We start from the raw sequence: 22,696 nt of genomic DNA, 5'->3' as shown, positions 1-22,696 counted from the left end.
AAACAGGTCCATTAGATTGCATCGATCCAGGAAAATCGCAAACATCGCATACCTCAGTCCATAGTCTGTTGGCCTCTCTGAAGCTGCTGGAAAATCTAACGAAGTTGGCACAATTATTTGGGCAAAATGACTAGAACCTTCACTCACTCAAAGACTCAGAGATGCAGAGGAAGAGCGGGTAGAATTCATGACCTGTCTGCTGTGTGGCTTTATGCCTGTGTGTGACAAACCAGCTGCATTGCCGAGGTAAACCATGAAAACTTCTCAACAGTTCCGCGAACCAACACCTTCTGCGAATCCGATGACTGGTGCCGGCTGGCTGCTGTTCACGTTGGCAGTGATCGCATGGCCAGGCACCGCCATGGCGCAGCAGCAGGCCCAAAAGTATGCGCTAATGATTGGGGTAACGACCTACGACCATGCAGTCATGAACGGTGATCGACCGCTGAAGTTTCCCGAAGACGATGCACGGGCACTCGGTAAGCTGCTGGAGCAGCATGACTACGAAGTCGAATACCTGCTGGGTGAACAAGCAACGCGCGAGGCCGTGATCACGAGACTAGAAGGCCTAACCGCCAAAGGCAATGCAGCCGGTGTGTGTGTGGTGGGCCTGTTTGGGCACGGTGTCGAAATGGAGTTCCCGCTGCCGGACAAGAAAGGCAAACAGATTCAAGGCTGCTTTTGTCCCTTCGACACCGGTGTTCGACAGGTCGTCAATGCAGACGGGCAAAAGCAATTTGGCGGAAGGGGCAAGCCGCAACTGGAGCCAATACCTGACAGTCTGGTCAAGATGTCCGAAGTGGTCAGCGCCCTGGGGCTGGCCAAAGCTGGCTCGCGGCTGCTGATCGCCGACTGCTGCCGCGAGATGCCCAACCGGCCTCGAGGCCGCAATTTGGGCCTGGGCGCCAACTTCAGTACCGATCGTCTGCCATCGCAAACCGCCATGCTGTTCGGCTGTCGGCCCGGCGAACAGGCGCTGGAACGCGACGACTGGCAACACGGTGCCTTTACCAAGTCGCTATTGGAGGTGATGAGCCAAATGGCCAGTTCCAGCGACCCGGTCACGTCTGGCACCTTGGCCGACCGCGTCAAGCGACGCGTACAGCAACTGACCAGCAACCAGCAGAATCCAACTCCGATATCTCTAGATTCGATTGACCTGCTGATGAATTCATCAGCGGAATTGACACCAGCGGCTGATACCCAGTTGATGTTAAATACACAGACCGCAAAAAAGGAGGCAGATAATCGCGGTGATTCGCGTAAGGTAACTGTCGTGGATTCGAAAATTGCCTCACTTCCTGAGCCAATCAAAAGCTGGCTTCAAGAGAACACAGCATTACTGGAAATTGATTCATATTTTAATGTGGTAGTGATTGAAAAGAAACGCATGGCAATTGCTATAGGCAGCGCCTTGATCGAGAACAGCGATGACCTCACTGCGCAAAAGAAGTGTCGCTTGCGCGCCAACGCTGCTAGAACGAAGTCTCAAAATGACGTGAATATCAAGATACGTGAAGAGATTAAAGATGATCGAGTTAGTGAGTCTATCATCTCGTCAGTAGAAGCCAAAGTTCGCTCGCTTCCTGCGGTGGGTAGTTGGACATCGAGCGACGGAAAGAGGATTTGGGTGCTCTATGCTGACCATATCGCGGTAGAGTGATGCAAGCCCTGTGCTTTTCGTATTCGAGTTTTTTCGGATCAAACGATTTACCCACAAAGGAAAAAAGATCATGATAAGCAAAATTATTACTGCAATTGTCGTGTTGCAGTTGGTGGTTTCGCCTGAAGCAGCGTACGGACTCCAAGACAACGAAGCCAGTAGTGATCTAATCATAGAGTATGCAAGGGGGTTAGGGCGTGACGAGGAAAGTGCCAGAAAGAATGCTCTGAAATTGGCTGTTGAACAGGCGATCGGCGTTTACGTTCAAGCCAAAGAGGAGATAAAAATTGATGGTAGCTACGTTGAAGAAATCGCTACGTTCAGCAATGGATTTATTGAACGGTATCAACAGCACGACCTGAAGAAGGTCGGCAATCTCTTTGAGGTCGTCGTCCTTGCTCACATTCGCCGCGGAAAACTGATTCAGGATTTGCAGGCCAAGCAGATCGCTTTGAAACCTGGGGTTACCGCCGTCCAAGTTGATTTATCCGCACCTGCCAACCGGATTCGTGCCAATCGAGAACGGATGGAAAACGCCAGTCAGTTGCTAGCAAAATTTCTCGAAGACATACCAGACCCTAAAGTCTACCTGCGGGCAGGCATTATTAGTGTTGTAGAGCAGGAAGTAAGCCAACAGCAGAGTCGCGCGCATTATGATTTTATTGTTCGCGTCGACTTCGAATACCAATATGACTGGCCTGAGATTATTCGTACTAATAAGTGGCTTGATGAATGCATGACTCAATCAAAAATTGCCTCGCGTAGCGAAACTGAAAGCTTTCGGCATGATGTTGATATTGAGTTGTCAGGCAAACTTTCTGATGAATTCGATATTTTGGGATCTCTTCAAAGACTCAGACTGAAATTGCCCGCCGGTTCCGCTTTTCACAGATCCTACCCTGGAAATGTCGGAAAGGATGAAGGGAATTTTTTGGTTGGATTGATGGTTGCAATTCAACCCGGCAGCCAGGGTAAGCCTTGGCAGACGGAATGGAGAATGCACTGGATAGAGGACGAGATTTGGACGAAAGCAACGCAACTCGCCAGGGACCGATTTTATCGAAGAAACAATCGTGCACAGCGCGAAGAGATAAATGTATCGACGCTCCTAGTTTCGCTTTATGGGCAGGACAAGATTGCTCGAGAAAATTTTTCTGCTGCGCAGGCTCTCGGAGGGCCTCATGCAACCGCAATGGCTCCGTTCGAATTATTTCATTTGCAAGGGCCTCATCCAAGGTTGTCGCTAAAACATCGGGAGCGTGTGTACTTTGCCATCAAGATCGAGGAAACAGATTCTGCAAGTCCATTCAAGTCGTCTGATAGTTTCATGCGTGGCGGACGTCGACCATTTGATCCGATCATTCCATGGAGTGACAAGGTCACGTTAACCTGGAGCCATGAGATTTTACCCTATCAACATCGCCGGCGTTGGAAACTTTCAAAGGGTGATGTACTTGACGGGCAAGTAGTAAATTTGAGCGTAGATGGACGTAAGCTATTAATCTATGTCGAAAATACTCACACATCTTCAGTAATTCTGCGAGCCGACCTATCTGAAGAAGATCAAGTCTTCTTGCATAAGTATCTCGAACAATCACCAGAGTAATTTTGTGCTCGGGCGGTTCGTGGTTCGAACCCACGACCAGCGCATAATTAGGGGATGTCCCGGTGGTTGTTGAAACTAGTGATGGTCTCGCTAGTTCTGGCTCATGTGAACCGGCTGGCTGCCGAGCAGACTGTCGGCTTGGCGGACTACCTCCAGCGCATCTACTGGAGCAGAACTGGCTTGCTGGGCTATCTGATCCTCCAGGCCGACAACTGCGCGTTCGATAGTCAGAATATCCTCGATCTTTTCGGCAATCGCCTTGCCTTTGACCAAATTATCGCGACTGGGCAGCTTGCCTTTACCGCCACTGACCAGTGCCAGTACATTCATTTCAGAGCGAATGGCCTGCAGGCGAATCGCCAGCAGATCACGCTCAGATTGGCGCTGCTGGATGCTTTCATCCAGTTCCTGGTGATTCTTCTCCAGTCTGGCTACCACTACTGACAGACGTTCAACTTCTGACTGCTTCAGCTTGTACTGCTCCATGCGCTTCTTCAAGGTTCGAGTCAGATCGGCATCCCCCTGGGAGCTGCAGGTCGAAGATAACTGGTCCTTCAGTCGATTGCGGGTATCGCAAAGTGCTCCCCGCATCGACTCGACGCTGGCAGAGACATTAGCCAGATTCTTGCGCGCCTTGGAAAGCTGTAAACCAGATTCGGCTCGCGTACGCTGGCTATCTGCCAATTCAGTATCGAGCCGTTCAATGTACAGCCCCAGCCGCTCGATCTCGACCTCCGGAGGCACCTGACCGCTCAGCCACTGGGCAGCTTGCCGGTAGACGACGGTTGGATAATCGTCGAGCCCAGTCATTTTGCCTACCATCGTCAAACCGACCAACAGGGCCGCGACTCCAAGAACTCTCGTAACCATGATTTCACTGTTCTCCCGGGAATCACTGGATTCCGCTATTAGGTTGTCACAGCCGGTAACACATTTGAACGTCCTGGCTGCATCCGGCGTTCACTAGGGATAACTGCGGGTGTTACCGAATCTTCCCATCAAATCAGAAAAATATTGAATGAGCATGCGCTATCAGGAACGATCAGTCTCGTGCTCAGCCAATCTCTAGTCGCCTTCGTTGAGAGCGTACGTTGCCAGGCTGGGTATTCTGGCAAGAAACGCAGCAACAACAGTACGCTGGCCACGATAACGACAGTATCTGATTGAACGTCCGCACTCGTATTTCTAAAGGGGGAATTTCCGTTGGATTCCGAAATTTTCTGGAATACTTGGGAAGATATCAGTTGGATAGGCGTTTCATTGGATGAAGGCCGGCCGGTTCCCGCTTTGCTGAATCAGAGATTGGGCGTCGGGAGCCGTCAATTGCCATTCCGATCTAATTTCCCTACCCAAATCACCAAAAGGATGCACCAATGTTTTTCTCAACAATACCTGACAAAGAACGTCGTATCTCACATCGCAGTCGAACTCTCCGCGTGGAAAGCCTGGAGCGCCGAGAATTAATGGACGGCTATGGACTGCATTTAAGCCTGCCGAGCGTCTCGGCATTGGTAGCCGAAGGTGAGCAACCAGCCGTATTTGCTCAGCAATCAAGCGTCGCGTTGGTTACCGGCAACGTTCGGAATGACTCTATCTCTCGCGTCGGCGAAGTTGACCGTTTTACCGTTCAGGCAAGCGCAGGCCAGCTATTTCAGGTCGCGATAGCTCCTAACGGGAATTTGAATGCTCAGCTTCGAGTACTGGACTCGATTGGCAGGGTGATTGTTAGCGCCGCTTCCACCCAGACGTTCGCTCGCAATTTTTCAGCTGGTACTGCCGGTACTTACATTGTTGAAATTCAAGGAGTCAATCACAGGAGTGTTGGAACTTACCGATTAGGCTTGGAGTCTCTCTCTCGGCCAAGTGCTGATGCCAAGGCATTGCCTATCGGCAGTATCGCCAATGGCCAGCTGTCCGGGTCGGTGCAGGTCGATCAATTCAAGGTGGCAGCTCGCGCCGGCCAGGTATTTCAAGTTGCACTGGCTACTCAGTCTGGCCTGGACGCTACCATGCGAGTCTATGCTCCGGGAGGACGTATGCTGCTTGAGGCCACAACTAAGTCAGCTGCAGCCCGCAATTTCACGGCCACAGCCGCTGGCGAGTACATTGTCCAGATTCAGGCGACCAATCTGACCTCGACCGGTAGCTACCGCGTTGGCGTCGAATCCCTATCGTCGCCGAGTGCAGACGCCAAAGCGCTGTCAGTTGGCGGCTTCAATAACGGTCAATTGACCGGTTCGGTTCAAGCTGATCAGCACAGGTTTTTAGCCAATTCCGGTCAGCGGTTTCACCTAGACCTTGCACCACTGGCTGGTCTCAATGCCAAGATTCGCGTTTTCGAGCCAGGTGGAAGGCTGGTTCTGGAAGGTTTAACATCCAGCGCCAGAACATACAACTTTACGTCCAGCATCAAGGGCGAGTTCATCGTGATGATCGAGGCCGCCAATCTAACCAGTCTCGGCAGCTATCGATTGGGCCTGCGGCGTAGTTGACGGTTCCCCTCATGAAAGCTGTGGTTGTCAATCTCGGAACACTTGTCACAAACAAAGCCAATCAGTCGCTCCGTTGTTTGCGAGCGACTGATTGCTGCTTTTGATGCCGGAGGGAAATCTACTATATGCCCGTAGGGTGAGGAGAATTTTTTCTCTGTGTTTCAGATGCTGACTATAGACAACAATTATCGGCTGGAACGATTGGCGTCCATATCGAATTGCTGCTCGAACGTTTGGGGCAACACCCACGGGGATTCTACAAATCGATACTGGAGTCGCTTGAGGTGGTGCCGTCAGCGCATACGGCCACCTAAATTCAACACACGTTTCTGACTATATGAAGTGAGAACGGGCTTAGCTGGAAACGGTGCTGTGAATGGCATCGTTTTCTAGCGAGCTGCCCTGATCTGTGGGGTCAGGTCGTACTGTACTGATGAACTCGGCGCAGTACGGCCGGATGTCTTGGGCCTGTGAGCCGCCAGTGTTGGCGAATGCTCAGTTTTCGCTCGCGGTCGCGGAATGGGCAGAGGTCTGGTCTCTGTGTGGCCTTGGCCCAATTCCGTTTTCTATCGCTGTTTCTATTTCCCTGTTTCACTCACGAAGGAGATGATTTCCATGAGTCACATTGTTTCGATCGAAACACAAATTCGCGACCCGCTGGCGGTCGAACTGGCGTGCCGACGTTTGCAGTGGCCAGAGCCGGTGGCGGGTAGCCATCGGCTGTTTACTACGACCGTCGAAGGTCTGGGCGTTCGGGCACCTGGCTGGAATTACCCGATCGTCTGCCACCTGGAGAGCGGGCAGTTGTCGTATGACAATTTCAATGGCCGCTGGGGCGATCCGGTGCATCTGGATCAGCTCAAGCAGGCCTACGCGGTCGAGAAAACTAAACTCGAAGCACGCCGCCAAGGCCGCTCGGTCTCGGAGACTATTTTGGCGGATGGCTCGGTGCAACTGGTGGTCGAAGTATCGGCGGGCCAGTCGGGCGTTTTCGATGGCCCGGGTCAGCAAGGAGGTGCCTTGTGAGTCGTCCACTAATCATCGTTCATGTCTCACCCACTGGTCAGACCCAAGTCCGCGCCGAAGGCTTTCGCGGTCAAGATTGTCTGACGGCCACTCGGGAGTTGGAGCAATCTTTGGGGCTGGCAGTTAGTCGCCAACATACCGGCCAGTTCTATCAGGCGAATGAGGCGGCTAGCCGCGTCGAATTGCAATCGGGTGAGCGGACGGAATAGCCCGGATGACGGTCTGTCCGTGACCGGGTAGGGCAGTTTCTAGTCACGCATCTTCTATTCACGCATGTGGTGGGCCGTCGCTGGCTGGACTACTTGCGATGGATTCGTCACAGCAGCGCCCAAGCTGTTTCTAGGTGGAGGGCAATTTGCGCTCGTCTTCCCCGCTCGTCCCACCCTACGAGACCTACAAGGTCGTGAACGCTACATCAGATCAATTCAGTTCCATTTAACTCAGTTCAATTCAACCAACCAATCACACCTTACATGGAGTACCAATCATCATGCCAATGCTAAAAGATCAACTGTGGGAATACATTCGAGCTGGCTTCTCGGGACTGTGGATTCAGACCCACGAGACCAGCGAAGCCCTGCTGGAAATCACCGAACTTGCCCAGCAGAAAAAGCTGCAACTGGTGCGCTGGAACCTCGATCAAGGAACTCAGCTCCTCAACGGCCAGTTGACCGTCCAATCCAATCACGATCCGCTGTCGGTTGTCCGTTCACTCGGCTCGATCGAATCTTCCGAGAACAATACCCTGCTGGTACTGGAGAATTTCCATCGGTTCATCGAATCAGCCGAAATCTGCCAAGCGCTGCTCACTCAGTTGCAACTGGGCAAGCAGTCAGGTCGTCACATCGTGATCCTGTCACCACTGCTGAAAATCCCGCATGAGCTGGATCGACAATTCGCAGTGCTGGAATACGCGCTGCCGGATCGAGAACAGTTGTGGCAGATCGCAACTGGTCTGATCCAGGATATCGAAGACTATTCGGACCAGGAGCGAGAATCGCTGCTGGACGCCTCAGCGGGTCTGACCCGTGGTGAAGCCGAGTCGGCCTACAGCCTGTCGCTGGTGCGCCACGGCCGAATTGTCGACAGCGAAATCTGGGGCCTCAAGACCAAGTGGCTGAGGAAGTCCGGACTGCTGAGCCTCTACCAGAGCGACCAGGGATTCGACTCTCTGGGCGGTCTGGATAATCTCAAGCAGTTCTGCCGCCATTCGCTACGCCGTCACGGCGATGCCGATCGGAGAGCCAGGCCGCGTGGCATCATGCTGCTAGGTGTACCGGGTACCGGCAAGTCGGCCTTCGCCAAGGCGCTGGGCAAAGAATCTGATCGCCCGGTGCTGATGCTGGACATCGGGCAACTGATGGGATCGCTGGTGGGCCAGAGTGAAGCCAATATCCGCACCGCGTTGAAGATCGCTGACGCGATGGCTCCGTGCATTCTATTTATCGACGAAGTCGAAAAGGCACTGGCCGGAGCGGGTTCGGCCAGCGCCGGTGACAGCGGTGTATCCAGTCGCTTGTTCGGTACGCTGCTTACCTGGCTGAATGATCATCACAGCGATGTGTATGTTGTAGTGACCTGCAACAACATTCAGCATCTGCCTCCGGAATTTTCCAGAGCCGAACGCTTTGATGCCGTCCTGTTTCTGGACCTACCGGGAGCTGAAGAGAAAGAGCTGATCTGGCAGCTCTATGTGCAGCACTACCATCTAGACGCTTCGCTCCAGCGGCCAGCCGACCAGCACTGGACCGGCGCAGAGATCAAAGCCTGCTGCCGGCTGGCCAGTCTGCTAAGTGTTTCACTCCAGGAGGCTGGCCAGTACATCGTTCCCGTAGGCGTCACGGCGGCTGAGAACATCGAGCGTCTGCGCACCTGGGCCAGCGGTCGTTGTTTGGATGCCAGTCGTCCAGGAATTTTTCAGTCTCGGGCGGCGGAGTCTCACAGCGGTAATGCCAAGCCGCAGCCCGGCAGTCGTCCCAGGCGCGGGATCACCCTCAGGCCATCTGAGAATTAAAGTACATCTCCATTTCACTAACCTCAACCAAGGAGGACAGACATCATGTCCACAACAATCACCACAGCGGCACCAACACGTCGTTCCGATCCCACCTCACCTGTCCAATCTGAAAGCGAACCTGTCACTGACCAGGTTCAAGCTGCCGAGCAACTGCGGCACGGCTTTTCCGCCATGCGGGTTTCCTTCTGTTGGCTGGGCATGCGCAAGAGTCTCTCGGGCGACCAGCTACAACTGGCCGCCCAGCCCTTTGGGGCTCAGCAGAATTTTATTTCTGCCGGCAAGAAATTGATCGACACCGGACATCCGGCCATGCGGGCCGTCAATCAAATCCGCCGGCAAGTCGTCCAGCTCTGGAAGAACTCTAGCCTGCCCTTCCCTGAACCGGGCATACGTCTGGTCCGTCAGCAGCATGTAGCCGAGCTTAGCCAGAGCATGCAGACTCTAGCTGAGCAGCTCCAGCAGGCGGTGCGAGAGCTGGAAGGCTGTTATGCGGAAATCAAACAACAAGCTCAGCAACGACTGGGCGAGCTGTACTGCGACAGCGACTATCCGGCGAGTCTCAACGAAGCGTTCGGCTTTGTGTGGGAATTTCCCAACGTCGAGCCGCCCGATTATCTGCGGCAATTGCAACCGGAGATTTACCAGCAGGAGTGCGAGCGGGTGCGGGTTCGCTTCGAACAGGCCGTCGAGCTGGCCGAACGGGCCTTCACCGAAGAACTCTCCGGGCTGGTCTCACATCTGATCGAGCGGCTGGCCGGCAGCGATGATGGCAAGCCCAAGGTGTTCCGGGATTCATCGCTGAGCAATCTGCGGGAATTTTTCGAGCGTTTTCGGCTGCTAAATATCTCCTCCTCGCAGGAGCTGGATCAATTGATCGGTCGCGCCCAACAGGTGGTGGCCGGCATCCAGCCGGACAGTCTGCGGACCAGCCAGCCGCTGCGCCAGCAGGTGGCCAGTGAACTATCCAGTGTGCAGAGCGTGCTGGATGGTCTGATGGTCGATCGACCGCGTCGCCGTATCTTGAGAGATGTGGGCCAATGAGCCTCACAATTCTGATTGGCCCCAGCGGGACAGCTCAAGCCATCTATAGCGAATCGCTCAGCCTGTCCGCGCTGGGCCGGCTGTCGATCCGCCGAGCCTCACATGTCGAGCCCACACCTGACGGACAGTGGACGGCCGATTTGTCGCCGGTGGCTGGTCCCATCTTGGGGCCATTTCGGCTGCGAAGCCAGGCGCTGGCTGCCGAACTGCACTGGCTGCACAACTGGCTGGGCGGTCGTGCCGGTCAGTCGTCAACTTCACCGGCTCTGCTCAGTCGTACTGAACAGAGTCACGTATCACATAACCATTTACAAGAAAGCACCAAGCATGAACGCACGTCACAAGTTGAATGAAATGTATGTCTATGGATCGGCCTTCATCGGACTGCTGGGCGGAGCGCTGACCGGTTCCTGGTGGGTATTTTTCTTGGTCACCGGTCTGCTGATCGGTGGCGCTGCCTATTCGGGAGACATTCGCGTCGCCTCCAAGCCCAAAGGCAAACTTGGCCGGTAGTCTGCCGGCTGGCCTCGAAGTGGCTGCCGAGTCGGACAATTCATCAATTCACATCCTTGTGGCTCGCGTCTGCTGTGTTGGACGCGAGCCCTTTTCGTTTGTTTGAATCACTTGTACTCACAGAAAATCGGTTTCACGTCACTTAAGGAGAAACACGTATGATAGTCATCAATAGCGGAGTCTTGGCGCGCACCGTATCGCAGCTCAAGAGCATTCTCGGGCTGCGTGGTCACACGTCGGCCGCCATCACCATCTCGTCAGACGGTAAGACCACGGAAATTGCCAGTCGGCTGGGTGACTGCGCGGTAGCTTGCCAGTTGTCGATTCCCAATCAGCCATCGGCCGTCAGTGTGCCGCTGGAGCTTATCGAAGAACTGAAGCGATCGAGCCGGCATGATGTCACCTTCCGGCGAGACACCGAGCAGGTCTTGGTCGATCACTGGGACGGTAATGCTCGCCGATCGGTCTTGTGGCTAGCGGCTGAACTCCAGGCGCTACCAACACGAGCCGAATATCACTTGGCCAATCCTCGGTCGCTGGGCTTGGCGCTCTATCGGGCAGCACAGATGACCGACGACAGTTCGGTGCGCTATGCCCTGCACTGTCTCCAATTGCGAGGCCGCGATGGTCAGGTTGCCGCTACCGATGGGCGTCAGGCACTGGTCGAGTCGGGCTTTGCGCTGCCGCTGGAGGAGGTACTGGTTCCAGCCAAGCGACTGGCCAAGCTGAAGTTGCTAGAAAAATGTACCGGTGTGTCGGTTGGCTGTACCGAGGGGTGGTTGCAACTGGAGCTGTACTGCGGGCTGGCGCACTGGCGAGTCGACTTGCAGCTCACCAAAAATGTTCGCTTTCCGACTTTAGACCAGTGCTTTGCCGATCCGGCTCACAGCCGGTCGACGCTGAGGATCGACGATCTGGATGCCGATTATCTGCTGGAGCAGCTCCCCAGAGCATTGGGGTCAGGCGAGATCGAGCCGCTCACGCTGGAGCTGGTAGCCGAACCGGTCGGCACGCGAGCTTCAGTCGTGCTGCGCTGGGCCTGTTCGAGTCCAAGCTGGATGCAGATGCAAGGGCTGGCGGACGTGTCGCAATTAGGCTCGATCGTACAGCTTGATCTGTGCGATTCGGCCTATCAGGGTGCTGCCGGCCGGGTTGTTGTCAGCCAACACAATCTGATTAGCGCACTGCAAATGGGCTTCCGGGAGTTTTACATTTGGGCCGCTCCGGCTCCGGTACAGTGCCAGCAGGGCGGCCGGAAATATGTCTTCGGCCAGTTAGATCAGTGCCACCTGCTGTTGCCCGGTCGTGAGGTCGGCTATCTGGCCAGTAGCGGCAATCTGGTGGCTGCCTGATCGAAATCCCGTACTTCGACAATGCCAAGCATTTCGTCGAAGTCACTCGCTTTGCATATCGACTCGCAGTTGGCCCTGGTGGCCGGCTGCGAGTCGCTTTACTCACTTCAATCCAATTTCCAATAAGGAAACCAATGATGACTAACGACGAAGATCCCGATTGGCTCGCCTACTTGCAGCAAATGCAACGGGAGGCCGAAAGGAAAATGACTCTGGCCGCTCAGTATGCCATTCAGCTCCTGCGAAGGCACAAGCTGCCGTGTGTGATGGCCCAGTACTGCGGCTGTGGAGACAGCGGTCAGGTAGAAAGCCTGACTGTACTCAAGCTGAGTGTCGATCGCCAGCAGTTGCTGACCATGGGAATTTATGCGGACGGTAAACAGTGCGGCTTGGACAAGCGAAAGACCCGGTCGCTGGGCAAGCTGCCGTTTCCAGAGGATTTTCCGAAAGCTCTGTCGTCCACTTTGTTTGGCAAAGCTTCACTGGAGGACTGCTTGATCGCACTGGTCGAGCACATGACGCCAGACAGTTACGAAATCAACGAAGGTGGCCAGGGCGTAGTCATATTCGATGCCCACCAGGGCATGGCACACTGCCTGCATGGCTCCAATTACATCGAAATCCAGTACGACTGCCAGTCCGTTGAGGTCGACCCGGTCGCACCGGAGACTCCACAGGGCGGTAAGAAAACCGGTGGCAAGCGCAAGGCGAGCTGAAGGAGCATCAACCATGGCACATCCGTATCATCACGCTCTGAGCAGCATTAAGAAATGGGGCGGCGTTCCCGAGGATTATTTGCCGATCCACGATTGGTTCGACGAGACTAAGAAACTCTTAGCTGACTTTCGACATCGCGCTTTGCGGCATCATGCCGAAGGGATCTTTCTGGCCGAGCAGATATTTGGCAAGACGATCGTGCTCAGCACCGGTCGCATTGTGCCCATCAGGTTTATCGGCGAGCAGCATGTGCTGGAAGATTGCGGCTGGATTCCATCAGCGGGCGACTGGCTGAAAAACCTCCACGCCCAACCCTGGATGAAAGGCATCGGCCAGCGTCTGTCCATCCAGACCTTCGAATGCAGCTCAGCGGCCGGCAAAGAAACCATCTAGCCGGTTCACATCTAGTCCTACAAAACATCCGCATAAGCCTTCACCGGTTTTGTAGGGTGGGACAAGCGGGCCAATCACTTCTGGAGGGAAATTGACCTAACCCCGCGCCGGCCCACCACTGTCGTAAACGTTTGCAATTCCACTCACATTCCATAATTAAATTGGAGCAACAACATGTCCATCAAAGTTCGCATCGGGCTCAACCGTAAAGTCGGCGAGCCCAATTACAGTTCACGCGGTGCCAGCATCGAGCTGGAAGCCGAGGTCGATAACTCAATCGCCACTAATCCTAATCAATTTCAGCAGCAGGTTCGCGGGCTCTACGAAATGGCTCGCCAGAGCATCAACACTGAATTGTCCGGCAGCGCTGACTCTGGACCGGCCCTTCCCAATCCTGCTAATTTCCCAGCGGTTCATCACAGCCTACCGGCCGACAGACGCGATGCCAAGAATGGTTCCGGTACTGCAGCGACCAACAGGTCCAACATACCGGCAATTACCAACAGTCAAGTCCGAGCCATTTATGCACTGTGCAAGCAGCGGCAAATTAATCCAGGCCAATGCGTCCAACAGGAATTCGGCAAGTCGAAAGTCGAAGACTTGAACATCCGTCAAGCCAGCCAGTTGATCGATCAACTCAAGGACCAATTCTCGCTGGCCGGCAGCTAGGCTGATCCAGAGCAAAATAGGTGGCAGTTGAGAATTGGGCAAATTGGCTCATTTGCAAATCTCTAGTAGGTCGGTCCTGTCCGTTCAGGCATCTGCGAGCGGCAGCTGACAACATACCGTAGCTACCGTCGCCAAAGCGGTGGTCCTGCTTGCGATCCATCATCTGGCGACCGCATCTACATTTCGGACGTTTGTCTTAGCGACTAATCAGTACCTAACCGCCAGCCCCAGCGCCACTCTCCTCTCGTCGGTCAAGCATTCCGCTTGACCGGCGAGAGTTCTTTCTGCGTTCGTGGGAAATTAATGTCACTTGCGGATAGCGGAAACGGTGCCTGTGACCGCCGATTATCGCAAGCGATCGCCAAATTCAATCCAATAAAACGCCAAGTTTTGTTTTTAGCTCTCACAGGTCCGCTCGTTGACCAAACACTTCGCCAAGCCGCAATTCGGAAAGCCTGGGTTAGGTTGAAACTATATGAGACGCCGCACTTATCTCTCCCATTTCGTCCGAGCAAGCCAAGACGATTGCCATATGCAATTCGATCGCATTGGAGCCTGTGTTCCGAATTTCCAACTTTTACGAATTCAGTATAGGCTGCGTCGTTCGGCTTGATGCCCTTAGTACACTGACGGTTCGACCTGTGTCAGGGACCAAATACAACCAAACTCGATCGACCCCATTTCCCTTCGCCAGAAAGCTCACTCCATGGCATTTTGGAATCCCTTACCTGGGATTCACAGGGGCATCAAGAGCGAGGCGGAACCCATTGTTGAAGTTGCTACCCGACGGGTCGAGGTTGCCACGGAAGGATGATTGGCACATAGCGGCCCCGTAGTCCCAACTGCCGCCTCGGTCGACTCGTAAAGAGCCTGTACGCGGACCTTGAGGGTCGCTAACAGCTCCGTTCGGATATTCCCCATACCAATCCGAACACCACTCCCACACATTTCCATGCATATCGTAGAGACCCCATGAATTCGCTTTCTTCTGTCCAACGGGATACGTTCGATCATTACTATTTGAGTCATACCAAGCATAATCACCAAGTGCCCTAACATCCCCCCCAAAACTGTAGGCTAACTTACTCCCAGCGCGGCAGGCGTATTCCCATTCTGCTTCAGTCGGTAATCGGTACACTCGCCCAGTCGCTCTCTCTGCAGGCAATGCCGATATGCGTCTGCAAAACTCGACTGCATCCTCCCAAGAGACTGTTTCTACTGGAAAGTCTGAAGTAACCTCGACGCTTCGAGCGTCAGGCAGATTGTCATTTTGGAAATAGCTTGGATTATCCCCCATGATTGTTTCGTATTGCGCCTGAGTTACTTCGTACATACCGAGGTAGTAGTCTCTGCTGATCGTTACCTCATGCTGTCGCTCGTCATGGTTCACGCCTTCCTTGCCGGGCGGTGATCCCAACTTGAACGTCCCCTTGGAGATTATTACAAGCTTCATACCGATACTGTTGGCAATCTCTTTCGGGCTTTGAGCGCAGCACTGCTCGGATCTACTAACTCCGAAGAACGCTGCACGCAACAACCAACAAATGGAATACCCTCGTTGCATAGTCATAAGCTCCGCAAAAATGGTGTGAAAGACATCGGAAAACTCCTGCCATCACGATGCTAAGTTCCTATGTTCCACCTCGACGCGAAGTTTAAACACTCTTTCTTCCGTCTCCTAGGCGATGTCCACCAGTCCTGGGCGGCCGCATCCGGCTTCATCATTACGATTTACATGCAGTCGTGCAAGCGCCCAAAGCGAGCGATTTGCCAGAGTGATTCAAGGGGAAATTGCGACCACAACTCGGCCCGTAATATGTCGAATCAATTAGCCGAAATGCCCTATCTTCAGTTATCATTTACTAACCTTCCGAAAGCTCTTCAAAGAACTTGTCGATCGACTCGACTGATGGCGAAGTTAGCGTGAGGCTCGCTGGAAGGCTGATTGGTTGAACTCGCCTAAGTCGCAAATTCCCCAGCACCCATTCGCGGGCCGATAGATTCGAGGTAGTTGAACTCGCCCCGGTTAGACTGCCGATTCGGTAATTCGTCGTACCCCGTTGGGCAACGGGGGCTACGAACTTACATCCAGTTGACTCAAACGGTTGGGCGATTGACGATCCGGCCAACTGACTGCTAACAGGCTGCGGATTAGCCATCACGACTATAGGAGCGATTATTGGTGTAGGCGGTAATACCGTCGAGCCAGCGCTGGACAGTTTGGTCGGATTTGAATCCTCAATTCTAGCTGTGTCTTTAACTGCAGCACTGTCTTCACTGACACTTGCGTCTTCAATAATATCAGTGTCTTCGATGAGCTGCGCAACTTCGAGAACTGTTGCGTATTGAATGGCAGTTGCATTTTGAACATCACTGCCGATCTCAGCCACGCCAGAACTGCTGAGCAGACGCGACTCTTTAACTTCAGTAGTCTGCTCAGCAACACTTACGTGCTCAGCGATACTCGAGTCTTCAGCAATACTCGCGTCTTCTAGGAGACCCGCGTCTACAATCAGGCTAGTGGCTTCATTGGCAACTGTGTCTTCAACCGCAGGTGCCGCCATTCTGAGCGCAACCTGGCCGTCATGGTATCCGCCTTGATCTTCGCCACTGTCGGCTAAACTACTTGCCGCAAAGCCACTGAAAGCTGCGGCCCCGTCATCAAAAACGTAGCCAACTAAGCTGCCTTCCTGGTTATCACTGCCTCCAGTGCCTCCGCCACCACCGCCTGAAGCAGGAATGATGATATTCGTAAGCTGAGCTGCCACGTTATTGCGCATGGCGGTGATGTCGGCGAAAGCGATCACACCATTCTTGTCGATGTCGAGCACGCCACCCGGACCGACAATGATAGAAACATTGTTCTTGATCTGGGTGATATCGGCGAAGGACACCGTGTACACACCGAACTCGACAATTCCGTTGGTCTCACCGCGAAGATGCCCCAAATAATAGACTTCCGGCACGGCCAGTCCCGTATTGGTATTGGCCTTGATGGTTACTCGTATCCATCGGTTGATGATCGATCCATCAGGCCACTCGAGGATCACTCGTGGCGTCGCACCCGGCAGAACTGTAATCGCCGATGGAGCGGGAGCCGCTGTCCAGGCTGACGGCGGATTAGCGCTCTGGTTAAACGCGCCCTGTGGGCTCCACTGAAACTCAAAATCGGCTGCGGTCAAAGCAGTTGCCGGCAGATTCGAAATATCAAAAGCCAGACCATTGATGCCACGAGATGTGTTGATCAGGTTGTTGAAACCCAGTGTCTGGGAAGTCGCCCCCTCCTTGGCTAGCTGTTTGCTGGTATCCAGCGCGGCGGCTATGTTGCTGCCGCCCCCTGCGAAACTCGATCCTTTGTGGTAGACATGGCTCCCTACAACTTGAGCACTACCAACTGAGATAGCAACTGGGTTGCTACTTCCCGGTGTCAGGGACTCACCATCGGTGACGAAAGCTTGAACAGTAAAAGTGCCCAGCTCGGCAAAGACATAGTAAACCTCAAAAGTAGCTTGATTCAGATGGACTGAATCCGGGGTTATCCGCAGCGGCGTACGGGCGACTTCAACGTTTGAACTATCCTTAATCGAAACGTACCCGGTCCACTTGTCGCTGTCGTCCTCCGCTCCGAGATCGGTAAAGGTGCCGATGAACTTGACCGAAGTGCCTTGTGCAGTCGAGTTGCTGCCGCCTGCGGTGGCAAAGGTCTGTACGGTCGGTACCTGGTTGTTAATGGTGACGACCTGTGTATACACGTTGCTGCCCTGATCCTTGTCGCTTACGCGAACTCGTAACAGATAGCTACCGTTGGTATAGATCGTTACCGGAATGGTTGGCGTGGACACCGGACCATGCTCGTACAAGCCATCGCCATCGAGATCGAACTCGAACATCAGCGACGCGAGGTCGGCTGGAACATCATTCAAATACTCAAGTCCAAATTGGAACGTGCTGCCTTCATTAATTGACGCAATTCCAATGGCTAAATCACCTCGTGGGGCCACGTTTTCTACCTGCACGATCCGCTCGTAGGTTGTTTCGCCTCCATCACGGTCTCGAATGCGTCCCCGGACGGTATAGATGCCGTTGTCGGGGAAAATGATCCAATGAGACGCATTAGGACTGTCCAGCACATCACCAGGATCGGAGTAATCCCCGTTTCCGTTTAAATCGATGCTGTACAGGAAGCCAGCCGAAGTATCGCCGGGCGAAGGATCGTAGATCGAGCTGAATTCGAAGTTGACTGCAACGCCTTCCGGGGCTGTGGTCGGACCGGTGAATTGTGCGGTGGGAGCGGCATTCAGGATGGTAAGGGTAGTGTCGGTTGAATGCGTGCCGCCGAGCCCGTCGTCAACCAGAAGTTCAATTGGTAAACTGGCGGGACCATCAGAATACCCAAACGCTACCAACTCGTCCCAACTGAGGGTCAGGATTTGACCGCTACCCAGAACGGTGACATTGCTCTTCCAAGTGTAGCTTAAGAGGTGTCCGTCGGCATCGCTGGACTGTCCACCCTCCAGCGTCAACGACTGCCCTTCGCTGATGGTGTAGGTTCCACCTGCGTTGGCCATTGGCGAGGTATTGGCGACGACCAGATCAACCGCCATCGAATCATCGCTCAGCAGCCCATCGGAGACTCGCACGCGAACCGGATAAGTACCTTGTTGCGTAATGCCCCAGTTGGTTAATTGAACCCAAGTAAGCGTCGGGCTAACACCCGTCACATCCCCGAAGATACCATCGTTGTTCAAATCCCAGAAATAGGAAAGCGGATCGTTACCAGGATCAGTCGATCCGCTAGCGTCGAGCGTCACGCTACCCTGGCCGGCGGTAATCGTATACGGCCCGCCAGCGTCAGCCGTGGGGGCAGCATTATCGATCATGACTGTTGTCTGGTAGTCGCTAAAGCCACCATCCTTGTCCATCACCCGACCGTATACTGTGTAGGTTTCGTCAGCGGTAAAGGTGAACTCTTGAGAGCTCGATAGACTACCATCGGCATAGACCGCTGCGTCGCGAGCCAAGACATCCGTCGAGAAAAAATACCGCAAGCTCGCCTGATCATCACTGGAAGGATCGGTAGCCGCGATCGACACGGTCACCGGCGTTCCTTCCGGCTTGGGACCATTATTGGCCATGCCGCCCGTGGGAGCGACATTGGTCACAAAGACCATTGCGGAATCTGAAAACGTGTGTGTCTGCCCTAGGTAAGTTCCGGTCACTTCGACCTTGACGTGGTACCCTCTGCCGATCGGGTTGTTTTGACCATCCAGACCACTCAGGACAAACGTGTCATCCGTTTGTCCGCCGATTTCATAGCCATCTACAAACCATTTGTATGTGGGACCTGTCAATTGATCGCCCACGTCGGTCGTGAACGTACGCGCGGCTACATTAGCATCCTCGGTGATCATTCGATCGGGACCGATACCAACCGCCATTTGGCTTCTGAAGTCCTGTTGTGTTGCGATGAACTGATTGCTAACCAGGCTGACAGTTCGCAGGCTGTCGGCTGGCGAAATTGCAAATCGATTGTTGGCAGGATAATTCCTGTCGACTCGTACCTGGTATGTACCGAGGGTCAGACCAGTAAAGCGGTACTGGCCATTGCCATCGGTCAGCGTGTTGCTTTCCGACTCTTGCCATATACCATCGCCATTTTCGTCTAAGAATACACGCAATCCTTCAACGTCCTCACCTGGGTCCAAATCTCCACTTAGGTTTGTGTCGTCGAACACGGTTCCATAGATTCCGCCATTGCCAATGTTGGCTGCCGGGATGGGGGCAATTGGGGTACCCACCGTCCAGCGCAGAATCGCCGCATCGTAGGCTGATCCGTTAGCGGTACGGTTATACGTCCCCGAACCCGGATTAAGGTCCGCTATACCCTTGATCCGACCCGCAACGACCACGTTGCCCCCGGCATCAACCGCGATTGATTGTCCCAAATCATCATCACTGCCACCGAACTGATCGGCTTGCAATAGAGACCCATCATTTGAAGCCAGCTTCACAACAAAGCCATCGGACTTTGAGGCACTTGAAGTCAAGTTGATCGTGCCGCTTCCGGGATCGAAATCCACGGTGCCGATGAAATTCCCAGTAATCCAAATATTGCCCGCCGAATCGGTAGCCGCTGATCTGGCGGTCCCGCCGATTTGTGACGGTGATGTGCCCCCCATCGTGCTGACCCATGAAAGACTACCTGCCGGGTTAAACTTGGCGATGAAAATGTCATTGTTGTTCGCGGTGCGAATCACCCCAGTATCAAAGGTGGCTGTCTGCTGGAATTCACCTACAACGATGACATTATTGTCAGCGTCCGTCGTAACTCCGAAAGCAGAATCTGTGCCGCTTCCCCCCATGCGTCGAGCCCATTGAAACTCGCCACTGCTACTGAGTTTCAGCACGAAACCGTCGTGACCAACCGCGTCTAATGGGAAACTACCAGCCCCTGGATTAAAGTCAACGTTAGACCCTTGAAATTGTCCAGTAACGAGAACATTGCCCGAACTATCCGTGCTGATCGAAAAGCTAGTGTCATTGCCGGTACTTCCGATTCTGCCGGACCAAAGGTGATTTCCATTCGAGTCCAGTTTACTGACAAATATATCCGCCGCCCCCGCAGTCGACAAAGTTGTCGATCCTGGACCGGAATCAAAGTTTGAGCTTGCGAACTGGCCTGCAACCCAGACATTTCCGAATGGATCAACTGAGACTCCTCTTCCCAGATCACTACCTGTGCCACCCATTCGCTTTGCCCATGCGAGAGTGCCGTGAGTATCGAACTTGATGACAAACACGTCGTCACTTCCTGCGCTTGTCAGCGTAGTTCCCATCATTGAGACAGTGTTTTGGAAGTAACCGGTGACATACACATTTCCATTTGCATCCACATCGATGGCGAGCCCTTCATCGTTTGGAGTCCCCGAAGATTGGTTGATCTTACGAACCCACGCCAACGCCCCTGCGGGCGTCTGCTTCATGACGAAGACGGCGCGATCTCCAGCACCGTTGGTTGACAAAGAATAGACACCTGGTCCTGCATCAAGATCGACGTTGGAACCGTCGAAAGCTCCTGTGGTATACACGTTTCCTTGCGGGTCAGTTCGAACGGCGTGTACAAAATCATCGCGGTCGTTGACAGAACTTCCGAACGAAGTTGCCCATCCGAATGCGGGAGCTGACCCCGTCAAACCCGCATCAATTCCTTGAGGCACTCCAAAACTGAACGCAGATGAAACTCCAAAGTTGTTCACATCGCTGTCGATGTTGTCATCGCTGCCAACATCTTTATCGACAAATGTGAATCCGATTGGAGGCCGCACAACTACATAACTGTAGGGTTCAGTCGCATGGGTCAAGAAATGGTAACGGCCCAAGGCATCGGTCGTTGTGACCGCAACCGAAACATCGTCACCATCTCCAGCTGTCGCATTCACCGAAAAGAAAAGCTCTACGATCGCGTTAGGAACCCCCGCTTCGCCAGCATCCTGGAGATGATTGCCATTCGCATCGAACCAAACTCTGCCGGTTACCGAAGGAACGACCATCACATCAAAACTCTGCTCGCTTGTTCGGCCACGATAGTCGTTAGGACCGGTCGGGCCATCGTGGGCGGTCACTGTCACCCGCGCATTACCCGTAAAATCGCCCGAAGGAGTAATTATCAACTGATCACCTACAACCTCTAGGCTCAGACCATATCCATTTACAATGGGATGATCGGTGGTTGCGGTAAACAAAGCACTGCCAGCCACATTGGATTGAATGATAGAAGCGGAAAAATTATCGACACCGAACGAGGCGCTTGTTCCAAGGGCCGACGCATTGGATGTGAAATATCCAAAGCTGATGGGCAGTCCTGAAGAACTGAAATCGAGATTTCCCGTTCCACTTACCAACTCGAAGTCGCTCGCTAACAAATTACTTCCAGCAACTCGACTCCAGCCCTTGGATCGTTTAGCCACAGCAAGATTGTTCTTCTGGACATAGTAATTGGCTCCTTGCTTCAGCATGAGTCCTGTCGTTACATCGCCGCCATTGAATGACCGAATGTCGAAGGAATAGTTCATTGCGCCGATGGGTGAGTCGCTTAACGAGTAAGCTGGGACTCCTGTAAACGTATGGATGCCCAAGAACAGCTCGGAGTTATTTGTGGTCGAACGTTTTACTCGCAAGTTGAGATTGGTGCCATCGTAGCCCGTAGACGGCAGAAAGAGATCGTCTCTGCCATCGCCATCATAGTCGCCTATCAGTACCCGATTCAGTGCTCCAGGTCCATCGCCCAGAGTTAGAGTCTTTGTAGCAGATAACGAAAATCCATTGCCATTTCCGAAGTAGATAGTGGTACGCAGGCCAACCGGAGACTCTATAAAATGAACCACCAGATCCCCATAACCATCGCCGTTCAGGTCAGCGACTCGAACGGGGCTAAGAGTCACATTCGGCAGAATGGGTATCGATTGGACTGTAGTCATAGGACTCCAGGTCCCATTGGAATTTCTCAATGTGTGGCGGACCAACAATTGAGTCGAGGTCTGATGGATAAACGTCAAATCTGCCAAACCGTCTCCATTGATGTCAGCCAATCGAGAATTGGCTGCAAGTCCGGATTCAACAGGGAATAATTGTTGTACCGAGCCTTTCCAGTTGTTGGCCTGTCTCTCGAAGACTCGAACACGAAGTGACCCTGTGTCGTGGCTAAAGTCAAAAGGCACGACCAGATCAGCCAGACCATCCCCTGTAACATCTCCAAGCCTTGCAAATTGCGCCAGTCCCACTCCATCAGCAAACTGTTGATTTACGGGTGCCGCCCAACCGCCGCCGGGAAGTCTCGGAATCGTAAGAATGTTGAAGCCACCATCGCTCCGTTGGTGATCGTAGGGAAACACCAAATCCGCTAATCCATCTCCATTGACATCGGCAAGCCGAGGGTTGACTAAGAGTGACGATATCGTTGCTCCAGCGGCGATAACGCCGTTCAAATGCCCGAAGACTTGATCGCTATAAACCCAGCTTCCATCGGCGTGGTTGATATGCGTTCGAACTACCAGGCCTTCATTCGTACCAAAAGGGCTATTGTACGGAAGGACTAAATCGTCTCTACCGTCCCCATTGACGTCACCGGTTCGTGCATTAATTTCCCAATTGGCTCCACCATTCAAGAAAATAGTTCCCTGAGCCGGGATTTCTTGCCATTCGAAATTC

General features: G+C 53.6%; 15 protein-coding genes and 1 pseudogene (1 of these 16 running past the window's edge). 13 read left to right on the top strand and 3 right to left on the bottom strand.

Annotation, left to right across the window (positions count from 1 at the left end; translation table 11 throughout):
• Window positions 1-253: 253 nt before the first annotated feature.
• The gene (locus KF752_09540; GenBank protein MBX3421782.1) at window positions 254-1,663 is read left to right on the top strand and encodes a caspase family protein; all 1,410 of its coding nucleotides are present in this window, start codon (window positions 254-256) and stop codon (window positions 1,661-1,663) included.
• A 70-nt stretch (window positions 1,664-1,733) separates the two neighbouring features.
• Window positions 1,734-3,269 (top strand): hypothetical protein, encoded by a 1,536-nt coding sequence (locus tag KF752_09535; protein MBX3421781.1) that lies wholly within the window; start codon window positions 1,734-1,736, stop codon window positions 3,267-3,269.
• A 90-nt stretch (window positions 3,270-3,359) separates the two neighbouring features.
• On the opposite strand, the gene KF752_09530 is transcribed toward KF752_09535, so the two are convergent.
• A complete protein-coding gene (locus KF752_09530; GenBank protein MBX3421780.1) occupies window positions 3,360-4,139 on the bottom strand; it encodes a hypothetical protein in 780 nt (259 codons plus the stop codon).
• Window positions 4,140-4,642: 503 nt separating this feature from the next.
• On the opposite strand from KF752_09530, the gene KF752_09525 reads away from it, so the two are divergent.
• The 11 genes and pseudogenes from KF752_09525 (at window position 4,643) to KF752_09475 (ending at window position 13,489) form a co-directional block, all read left to right on the top strand.
• Window positions 4,643-5,761: a PPC domain-containing protein gene (locus KF752_09525; protein MBX3421779.1), complete on the top strand. Its 1,119-nt coding sequence runs from the start codon at window positions 4,643-4,645 to the stop codon at window positions 5,759-5,761.
• Window positions 5,762-6,376: 615 nt separating this feature from the next.
• The gene (locus KF752_09520) at window positions 6,377-6,787 is read left to right on the top strand and encodes a DUF1257 domain-containing protein (protein MBX3421778.1); all 411 of its coding nucleotides are present in this window, start codon (window positions 6,377-6,379) and stop codon (window positions 6,785-6,787) included.
• Complete coding sequence (locus tag KF752_09515; protein MBX3421777.1) at window positions 6,784-6,996, top strand: DUF2997 domain-containing protein; 213 nt, start codon at window positions 6,784-6,786, stop codon at window positions 6,994-6,996. The genes KF752_09520 and KF752_09515 overlap by 4 nt, the downstream gene beginning before the upstream one ends.
• A gap of 287 nt (window positions 6,997-7,283) precedes the next feature.
• Window positions 7,284-8,801, top strand: a complete 1,518-nt coding sequence (locus KF752_09510) for an AAA family ATPase (GenBank protein ID MBX3421776.1) — start codon at window positions 7,284-7,286, stop codon at window positions 8,799-8,801.
• A 153-nt stretch (window positions 8,802-8,954) separates the two neighbouring features.
• Window positions 8,955-9,845, top strand: a complete 891-nt coding sequence (locus tag KF752_09505) for a hypothetical protein (GenBank protein ID MBX3421775.1) — start codon at window positions 8,955-8,957, stop codon at window positions 9,843-9,845.
• Window positions 9,842-10,075 (top strand): annotated as a pseudogene (locus KF752_09500) (hypothetical protein). The gene KF752_09505 and the pseudogene KF752_09500 overlap by 4 nt, the downstream one beginning before the upstream one ends.
• 97 nt (window positions 10,076-10,172) lie before the next feature.
• Complete coding sequence (locus KF752_09495) at window positions 10,173-10,358, top strand: hypothetical protein (GenBank protein ID MBX3421774.1); 186 nt, start codon at window positions 10,173-10,175, stop codon at window positions 10,356-10,358.
• Between the two features lie 158 nt (window positions 10,359-10,516).
• Window positions 10,517-11,710, top strand: coding sequence for a hypothetical protein (locus KF752_09490; protein MBX3421773.1), 1,194 nt, complete (start codon window positions 10,517-10,519; stop codon window positions 11,708-11,710).
• 134 nt (window positions 11,711-11,844) lie between these two features.
• Complete coding sequence (locus tag KF752_09485) at window positions 11,845-12,426, top strand: hypothetical protein (GenBank protein MBX3421772.1); 582 nt, start codon at window positions 11,845-11,847, stop codon at window positions 12,424-12,426.
• 13 nt (window positions 12,427-12,439) lie between these two features.
• A complete protein-coding gene (locus tag KF752_09480) occupies window positions 12,440-12,820 on the top strand; it encodes a hypothetical protein (GenBank protein MBX3421771.1) in 381 nt (126 codons plus the stop codon).
• Between the two features lie 174 nt (window positions 12,821-12,994).
• Entirely contained in the window at window positions 12,995-13,489 is a 495-nt protein-coding gene (locus tag KF752_09475; GenBank protein MBX3421770.1) for a hypothetical protein, read from the top strand.
• 724 nt (window positions 13,490-14,213) lie between these two features.
• Here the strand turns inward: KF752_09475 and KF752_09470 are convergent.
• Both KF752_09470 and KF752_09465 read right to left on the bottom strand, forming a co-directional pair.
• Window positions 14,214-14,942, bottom strand: a complete 729-nt coding sequence (locus KF752_09470; GenBank protein MBX3421769.1) for a formylglycine-generating enzyme family protein — start codon at window positions 14,940-14,942, stop codon at window positions 14,214-14,216.
• Between the two features lie 409 nt (window positions 14,943-15,351).
• Window positions 15,352-22,696: the end of a VCBS repeat-containing protein gene (locus KF752_09465; GenBank protein ID MBX3421768.1), read on the bottom strand. It continues 26,528 nt past the right edge of the window; the window shows 7,345 of its 33,873 coding nt (coding positions 26,529-33,873); its start codon lies beyond the right edge, outside the window — the gene reads right to left on this strand; the stop codon is at window positions 15,352-15,354.

It is taken from the genome of Pirellulaceae bacterium, assembly GCA_019636385.1.
GTDB lineage: Bacteria > Planctomycetota > Planctomycetia > Pirellulales > Pirellulaceae > Aureliella.
This window is presented reverse-complemented; position numbering and strand designations above follow the sequence as displayed.

Bases quoted from the DNA above. Each gene is read 5' to 3' on its own strand.
- KF752_09485 (MBX3421772.1), top strand. From the start codon at position 11,845: ATGATGACTAACGACGAAGATCCCGATTGGCTCGCCTACTTGCAGCAA.
- KF752_09475 (MBX3421770.1), top strand. From the start codon at position 12,995: ATGTCCATCAAAGTTCGCATCGGGCTCAACCGTAAAGTCGGCGAGCCC.
- KF752_09540 (MBX3421782.1), top strand. From the start codon at position 254: ATGAAAACTTCTCAACAGTTCCGCGAACCAACACCTTCTGCGAATCCG.
- KF752_09480 (MBX3421771.1), top strand. From the start codon at position 12,440: ATGGCACATCCGTATCATCACGCTCTGAGCAGCATTAAGAAATGGGGC.
- KF752_09510 (MBX3421776.1), top strand. From the start codon at position 7,284: ATGCTAAAAGATCAACTGTGGGAATACATTCGAGCTGGCTTCTCGGGA.
- KF752_09520 (MBX3421778.1), top strand. From the start codon at position 6,377: ATGAGTCACATTGTTTCGATCGAAACACAAATTCGCGACCCGCTGGCG.
- KF752_09470 (MBX3421769.1), bottom strand. From the start codon at position 14,942: ATGAAGCTTGTAATAATCTCCAAGGGGACGTTCAAGTTGGGATCACCG.
- KF752_09525 (MBX3421779.1), top strand. From the start codon at position 4,643: ATGTTTTTCTCAACAATACCTGACAAAGAACGTCGTATCTCACATCGC.
- KF752_09530 (MBX3421780.1), bottom strand. From the start codon at position 4,139: ATGGTTACGAGAGTTCTTGGAGTCGCGGCCCTGTTGGTCGGTTTGACG.
- KF752_09490 (MBX3421773.1), top strand. From the start codon at position 10,517: ATGATAGTCATCAATAGCGGAGTCTTGGCGCGCACCGTATCGCAGCTC.
- KF752_09495 (MBX3421774.1), top strand. From the start codon at position 10,173: ATGAACGCACGTCACAAGTTGAATGAAATGTATGTCTATGGATCGGCC.
- KF752_09535 (MBX3421781.1), top strand. From the start codon at position 1,734: ATGATAAGCAAAATTATTACTGCAATTGTCGTGTTGCAGTTGGTGGTT.